This window comes from Pontibacterium sp., assembly GCF_041587635.1.
Taxonomy (GTDB): domain Bacteria; phylum Pseudomonadota; class Gammaproteobacteria; order Pseudomonadales; family Balneatricaceae; genus Pontibacterium.
The window spans coordinates 1-7741 of the sequence record NZ_JBFGYC010000146.1 but is presented as its reverse complement, the minus strand read 5'-3'; the positions used below and the strand labels follow the sequence as shown (position 1 = coordinate 7741).

Sequence of the window (7741 nt, the reverse complement as noted above, 5' to 3'; positions counted from 1 at the left end):
AGCCAGTTTTTCGGCGCTCCTCAATAACGCAATACTATTGCTCGGGTTGGGAGTGATATATGACACTCTGGGTTTGCGCAGTATCTCAAACCGCGTATTGCGAGACTGTTTGTCCGGCGTATTAGTGGGGGCGATTGGGATTGCGGTGATGTCCACCCCCTGGGAATTGGAGCCGGGGATCTTTTTTGACTCACGCTGGGTATTGCTGAGCCTTTGTGGTCTGTTTTTTGGTTGGCGTACTACGCTGATTGCTGTTGTGATGACTGTTGCCTTCCGCTTGTACCAGGGGGGGGGAGGTGCGATTGTCGGATCGGTGGTTATTCTTTCGACCTCTGCGGTGGGGCTTTTCTGGCGTTACTGTTCAAACCGTTTCGGTTGGTCTCTGAGTTGGTGGCGTCTCTACTTGTTTGGGTTGGTTGTCGAGCTCACAGTTGCAGCCTGTATGCTGCTTATGCCCGCCGAAATGCATGCGGTGATCTTCACTAAGGTTGTGCCTCCTATTATCGCTATTTTCCCATTTGGTACATTATTTATGGCTCTGATCTTACGTCGTCAGCGAGATCGGCGTATGGCAGAAAAAGCATTGCGCGAAAGTGAGGCGTTACTGAACAGGGAGCGTGGGTTATTGCGTGGTTTGATTGATGCCATTCCTGATCTGGTTTTCGTAAAAAATAATGATCGCCAATATGTCAGCTGTAACAAAGCATTTGAAGCGTTTACAGATTCCTCTGAAGTTGAACTGCGGGATAAAAATGATCTGCAGTTATTTGAGCCACATGTCGCTGAACTGGTGCGTAAAAAGGACCAGGAAATTATGTCCACCGGGGAAGCCCAATCCTACGAATGCACCTCCTATTATCCGGATGGCCGTGAGGTGGTACTGGATGTGTATAAGGCGCCTTTCTATGGCCTTGACGGCACGTTGTATGGGGTGATGGGAATCAGTCGTGATATTACGGACAAGCGCGCAGCGGATGAGTTGATATGGAAACAGGCCAATTTTGACGCTCTGACGGGGCTGCCCAACCGCAATATGATGCGTGATCGTATGTCTCAGGAGATGAAAAAGGTCGCGCGTGCCAGTCAGCGCATGGCTTTGATGTTCCTCGATCTGGATCGTTTTAAAGAGGTGAACGATACTCTGGGTCATGATATGGGGGATATTCTGCTGGTCGAGGCCGCGAAACGCATTCAGGATGCAGTTCGCAGTTCGGATACGGTGGCGCGTCAGGGGGGAGATGAATTTACGGTGATATTGGGGGAGCTGGACGAGATCGATTGTGTTGAACGGGTAGCGCTAAATATTATCTCAGCACTGGCCGAGCCTTTTGACCTGGCAGGTGATACCGCTTACATCACAGCCAGTATTGGTGTGACATTCTTCCCTGATGATGCCAATAGTATCGATCAGCTACTGAAAAACGCCGATCAAGCGATGTATGCGGCTAAGAATGGTGGGCGTAACCGATACTCCTATTTTACGCCATCGATGCATCAGGCCGCGTTGAATCGCGTGCAGTTGGGGAAAGACCTGCGGGTTGCGTTGCAAGAAGATCAATTTAGCGTCAGCTATCAGCCGATAGTGGAGTTGGCGACAGGCGTTATTAATAAAGCTGAAGCGTTAATTCGTTGGCAGCATCCTCAAAGAGGATTTGTTTCACCGGTAGAGTTTATCTCCGTTGCGGAAGAAACCGGGCGCATTCTTGAAATTGGAGATTGGGTGTTCCGTCAGGCAGCTCATCAGGTTAATCAATGGCGAGAGACGCTGGATAAAGACTTTCAAGTGTCAGTGAATACCTCTCCTGTGCAGTTTCTTGAAGAGGCGTGTAAACCAGAAATATGGGTGAATGCGCTGAAGCGTCTGGGGTTGCCGGGTTCGGCACTGACGGTTGAGATAACGGAAGGGTTGCTGATGGATACAGGGCCGGAAGTGAGTCGCAAGCTGCTGATGTTCAGAGATGCTGATGTTCAGGTCGCGCTGGATGACTTTGGAACGGGCTATTCATCATTGGCGTATCTGCGTCGCTTTGATATCGATTATCTCAAGATCGATAAGGCCTTTGTTAGCAACCTGACCGCTGAATCGGACGATATGGCTCTCTGCGAAGCGATCATAGTGATGGCCCATAAACTGGGTATCAAAGTGATCGCTGAAGGTATTGAAACCGAAGAGCAGCGAGCGTTGCTGACCAGTGTTGGATGTGACTACGGTCAGGGTTACCTGTTTGCTCGTCCTATGACTGCCGAATTGTTTACCGATTTTTATCAGCAGCGGACTTTTCAGAACATGTAATGGTTCAGTTGGCGGTGCCGGTTCGGCTGCGCCAGATAAGTCTGCGAGCCAGCATGGCAGCGGCAATCGTTAATGCGATCACCAGCGCAATCCAAAAGCCTTTGGCCCCCATGGCGGGGACGAGTAGATCTGTTTTCGCCAACATAAATCCAACTGGCAGGCCGATCACCCAATACGCGATAAAGACAATCAGTAATGGGATGTTGGTATCTTTGTAACCCCGCAAGGCGCCTGCGCATGAGACTTGAATGGCATCAGAGAACTGAAATACTGCTGCTATTCCGATCAGACTGACAGCGATCTCAATGATCTCCTCGCTGTCGGTATAGAGTGAAACAATCTGTGGTGCGAACAGGACCATAGTTGTTGCACTCACAACGGCAAAGCCGATAGTTATCATCACGCCCGTTGCAGCACTGACACGTGCTCCTTCCTCTTTGTTGGCTCCTAGGCGGTGTCCCACACGGATGGTTAGCGCCATTGATATGCTGAGTGGAATCATAAAAATCATCCCAGTGAAGCTCAATGTAACCTGATGAGCGCCTACAATGACTTCGCCTAAATCGGCGAGCAATAAGGCGATAATCGCAAACATACTGACTTCAATGAGCAGTGCCATACCAATTGGCAGTCCCAGGCGCAGAAAGTGTCCCAGTGTTTGAATAGGCGGTAAAAGGGGGCCCTGAAACAGGCGGCATTCAACAAACGTTGTACTGCGGCGAAGATACAATATACCTGCCCCTAATGTGAGCCACATAACAATTGCGGTTGCCCAGCCGCAGCCTACGCCACCCAGTTCGGGTAATCCGAGCTTGCCGTAGATCAGTACATAATTCAGTGGAATATTTGCGAGCAAACCTAGGATCGCAATTTTCATGATAGGTCGTGTTTTACCAAAGCCTTCTGAAAAACTACGTATTACCTGATACATCAGGATTGCCGGAAAACCCCAGGATATCGCTTTCAAATAGTTATCCGTTTTAGCCGCCAACTCTGGATCGACGGCCATCCACTGCAGAACTGGAAGTGTATTGTGCAGAATCAATACCGAAAGCACACCGAGGACCAGTGCAATGAGTCCGCCTTGGCCGAGCACCTCTCGGGTACGGGGTAGCTGGTTACCTCCGACAAGGTGAGCAACTAGAGGGGTGGTGGCCATGAGCACGCCAGAGGCGGCCAAGAATATAGGTAGCCAAATACTAGAACCAATAGCTATGGCAGCAAGGTCCTGCGGGCCATAGCGTCCGGACATCAGGGTATCTACGAACCCCATACCTGTTTGGGAAACCTGGGCGACAATAATCGGCCAGCCAATCACAAGTAACTGGCGGACCTCAGTCCACCGATTGCTGTACTTTTTCATATCAGACGAAATCGTTGAAACGGTGATTGGCTTGAGGTCGACCGGGAACGCTGCCTATGTGTGAACGGCGCGTTCCTATGCAAGAACGGATCAGGTTATCGATGCAGTGCTCAATAACAATTAGATGTTCTGTTAGCGTTGCAGAGTAATAAACCGTGGGTAAACGTTCAAAGCGGACGGCCGCCTGGCTCGCCTTCCATAATCGGATAGGTTGCATAAATTCCTTATTTGCACGCCTGACAGCAGTCTGCGTTTAAATCTAATCGACAGCGATCATGAGGCTGTTCTCACGTCATTTGCCCCGCAGCATAGAGCCAGTTGTATTTGAGTGCAACGACTCTATACCCTCTGCGGATTATTGCGCAGAGGTTGCATGAGATAGTTGGCTGGGATCGACCTCGGATTGGGGAAGTAGCTTGATTAAATTACGTGCAGACGCTTCAACCACGGTTGTGAAGTTGATAACTTTTTCGCTGCTGGTTTCTTCAGCAACGATAAGTTCTTCAACCCCTTCCCAGGCGATGGAGCCGGTCGATGTATCCCAGATCTGAATGAACATGCGTATATCCGCATGCTTAGTCTGGAATAGACGATAACCGAGAAGACTGAAACGGCCTCTGCTGCCTTGATTGAAGCTCGCAAGATTCAGCTGTATCACATAACGGGCATTTACTGCATCACCAATCTCTCCGAGTATTTGTTGGCTAAAAATCCCCGTACTTTGGTAATCCTCAAACATCTGTTTGTAGTCACGGGCAAGGCCTGCGTTATTGATGGCGCCTAACGCATGAGGCAGTGAGACCTGACGGATATCAGGACGTTCCTGCTGCAATACGCGACCAACAATAAAAGCCAGCGCCTGCTTATCTTCCTCTCGGCCTGATACGGTGGAGGGGCTCATAAAAGCCAACCCATTTTGCTTCAGGTCTTTGGGGGAAAGATTGATTGCAAGATGTTGTGCAGTTGAATGATTTTGATGAACGGAACAAGCGGTAATGAACCCGAACATCAGCGAAACGGCTATAACTCGTAGGATCCGGCAGTCCGGTCTTAAGAGCGGGGGCGTTCTTCTACTTCGTCTGTCCATCGGTCTGTTCCCATCGAATAGAGAGGTCTGTCTGCTGTTGTGCAGAGGCAGGGCATATTAAAAAGTGTAGATTGTTTCTGAGAATTTGATCAATTTGCGATCAAAGTTGTGACGGTGGGCACTATATTGAAGGTACAAATGTCATTCAGGGTGCTTCGTGTATGCAGCGACGAACGAGTGTCTGGCGGTTTGTAGGAAGAGCAACGGCACTGCTGTTGTGTCTGTTAGCCGTGACAATACTGCTGGGTTATAGCGCATTAAGTATGCTCATAGATCGACCCGCAGTGAGTAATCCCGTGGTGGGTTTGCCGCCGGGTATGGATGTTGCGTCCAGTATTCCGCCCTATCGCGGGCCGCACCCACGTATCGCATCGCGCCCGCTTGATACCTATTCATATCCGATACCGGTGGGTGATGTTGGTCCGCATGAAACGTTATATGCCGGGCCTGCCCAGTACCCTTTCTATTGCCGAACAGAAGACTCAGAACTCGGACAGCCACTGGTTGATAATCAGCACCACATCGGAATTCCGGTCTTCAAAGAGGTAAACGGAAGAAAAACTGCTCAAATTATTGGCTATAGCAAAGACTGTTTGCTTCCCACACGTGTTGGTTACTTTTACAACAAACGAGGTACCGATCAGTTCTTTCCGCTTGAGGATGCCGCAGAGGATATTGCTGAGATTGTTGTGAATGGTGTATCCACTGAATTTATTGTGCGCGTGGAAACAGGAACGATTAATCGATTTATCTACATGCTGGCGGCGATAGGCAGTCGTGAACGTGCCGAATCTAATATGCCCGGGCAGGTGGATACGGACCTGTGGAATCAGCGCCTGGTCTATCAGTTCCGTGGTGGCGTTGGTATTGGAAAGGTTCAGGGGCGCCTTTCTCAGAGAGGGTTGCTTAAGAGGCGCATAGAGCAGCTACGTTTAGGCTACGCAATTGCGTACTCAACGGCCAATCAAACCACTAATCACTATAATATCTGGTTAGCGGAAGAAACCGCTATGCGGGTCAAACGGCAGTTCATGGCACGTTATGGTCAACCAAAATATACCGTCGGCATAGGCGGTTCAGGCGGTGCTATCCAACAATATCTGTTGGCCCAAAATTTACCGGGATTGCTTGATGCAGCCATTCCGCTTTATGCATATCCAGATATGATCACACAAACGCACTATGTGTTTGATTGCGAGCTACTGGAATACTACTTTGATGTGCTGGCCAGTCACAACCCGCGCTGGCGAGATTGGTCGCAACGCAGCCTCGTTGAAGGTCTGAATGCCAGTGATACTGCGTTCAGTATGCGTTCGTTGTTGTATGACATAGCGCTGCTGGTGCGTCAGAGATCTCCCCACCTTAACTCTGGCAGCAATGAGTGTGTCCGAGCGTGGCGAGGCTTAACACCGCTGGTGAACAATCCAAAATATCTGTTTCATACCGGCCGTTACAGTCGGAGTGTTCTTGAACAGGGGCACTGGAGTTATTGGGATGATATGAAATATATGTTGGGAACGGATGCTCAGGGATACGCACGTCAGACGTGGGATAACGTTGGGGTTCAGTATGGACTGGGTGCACTGCGGGATGAGCGCCTGACGCCAGAAGAATTCCTACATCTCAATGCCAATATTGGGAGTTGGAAGCCTGCAGGGAAAATGGCGCCGGAGCGGTACTGGAAACTAGGAGGCATTGGTGGAATGGCCGGGCTACTGAACTTCTCACCCTGGGGGCAGCACAATATGTATCTGAGCCCTGATAAGGGGAATACGCCCGCTAAGCGGGGGGAAGGTGATCTGAAAGCGATTGAAGCAGCCTACAGGTCGGGTCAGGTCTTCCTTGGGCATGCCAACATTCCCATTATCGACTTGCGTCACTACTTGGATGATGCGTTGGATATGCATCACAGCTTTGCCTCGTTTTCTGCGCGACAGAGACTTATTGACGGACAGGGGAGTGCGGATAATCAGCTGATTTGGATGACGCGTCGTCCTCATGACCCGGTATCGGATGCGTTTATGTTGATCGATCGTTGGATGGATAATATTGCGCGATCACCTTCGTTAGGTGTTGCAGAAAACCGGCCGGATGATGCGGAGGATCGCTGCTATGATGCCGATGGCAACCTGCTGGCGTCTGGTCCCTCGGTTTGGGACGGTGACTGGAATAAGCGGTTACATGGAGCTTGCTATCGCCAGTATCCACCTTTTAGAGATTCGCGGATGGTTGCGGGTGCGCCTACGAGTGGTGAGTTATTTAAATGCCAGCGACAAACGGTAAGTGAGGCGATTGATGCAGGCGTGTATGGCGAGATTGAGATGCGCCCCTATCGGTTTGAGTTGCAGCGCGTATTTCCAAATGGAGTCTGTGACTACCGTTTACCTGATCAAGGTAAACCCGCTAATTTATTGCATAAAGGCGGCGTGCTGGTGCCTGGTGTTTTAAAGTTGCATTGATACGTTAAATGCAGATTTTGTCATGTTTGAACATAAAAAAGCCGGAGCTTCAGCTCCGGCTTTTATTCAAGCAGTGACTACTCAGGCTTCACGTGCTTTCACGTAACGACCTGGAGCAGGCTCGATCTCGGCGTATTCAGCGCTACCGCAGGTTGCAGGCGCGTCAACTTTCTTACCGCCACGACGCTTAACCCACTCAGACCAGTGAGGCCACCAAGAGCCTTCCTGCTTCTCAGCAGTTTCCAGCCAGTGATCAGCACCCTGACCCAGTTCGCCCTTCGTCCAGTAGTTACGACGGTTCTTAGAAGCAGGGTTGATAACACCTGCAACGTGTCCGCTCGCGCCCAGTACGAACTCGATGTTGCCTTTAAACAGTTCGGTACCCGTAAAGGTGCCTTTCCAAGGTGCGATGTGATCTTCAATCGCAGACAGGAAGTAGACAGGGATCTTAACTTTACCCAAATCGATCTTTTCACCGCAGATGGTCAGGCCATCTTTCTCAGCCAGTTTGTTCTCCAGATACATCTTGTTGATGTAGT

General features: G+C 50.1%; 4 protein-coding genes and 1 pseudogene. 2 read left to right on the top strand and 3 right to left on the bottom strand.

The features are described 5' to 3' along the window. Window positions 1-2293: putative bifunctional diguanylate cyclase/phosphodiesterase (locus ABYW01_RS09245; protein WP_372832258.1), on the top strand; the 2293-nt coding region annotated here is incomplete at its 5' end. A 4-nt stretch (window positions 2294-2297) separates the two neighbouring features. Here the strand turns inward: ABYW01_RS09245 and ABYW01_RS09240 are convergent. Then, a complete protein-coding gene (locus ABYW01_RS09240) occupies window positions 2298-3611 on the bottom strand; it encodes an MATE family efflux transporter (protein WP_372832257.1) in 1314 nt (437 codons plus the stop codon). Window positions 3612-4011: 400 nt separating this feature from the next. After that, on the bottom strand, window positions 4012-4557 hold the full coding sequence (locus ABYW01_RS09235) for a hypothetical protein (RefSeq protein ID WP_372832256.1): 546 nt from the start codon (window positions 4555-4557) through the stop codon (window positions 4012-4014). A gap of 347 nt (window positions 4558-4904) precedes the next feature. On the opposite strand from ABYW01_RS09235, the gene ABYW01_RS09230 reads away from it, so the two are divergent. Further along, window positions 4905-7202 carry a DUF6351 family protein gene (locus tag ABYW01_RS09230; RefSeq protein ID WP_372832254.1) on the top strand — a complete coding sequence of 766 codons (2298 nt, stop codon included), beginning with the start codon at window positions 4905-4907 and terminating at the stop codon, window positions 7200-7202. Window positions 7203-7283: 81 nt separating this feature from the next. On the opposite strand, the pseudogene ABYW01_RS09225 reads toward ABYW01_RS09230, so the two are convergent. Then, window positions 7284-7741, bottom strand: a pseudogene (locus tag ABYW01_RS09225) (class I poly(R)-hydroxyalkanoic acid synthase); the annotation flags it as partial.

Excerpts from the sequence above, each read along its gene's own strand:
- ABYW01_RS09230 (WP_372832254.1), top strand. The coding sequence starts at position 4,905 with ATGCAGCGACGAACGAGTGTCTGGCGGTTTGTAGGAAGAGCAACGGCA.
- ABYW01_RS09235 (WP_372832256.1), bottom strand. The coding sequence starts at position 4,557 with ATGAGCCCCTCCACCGTATCAGGCCGAGAGGAAGATAAGCAGGCGCTG.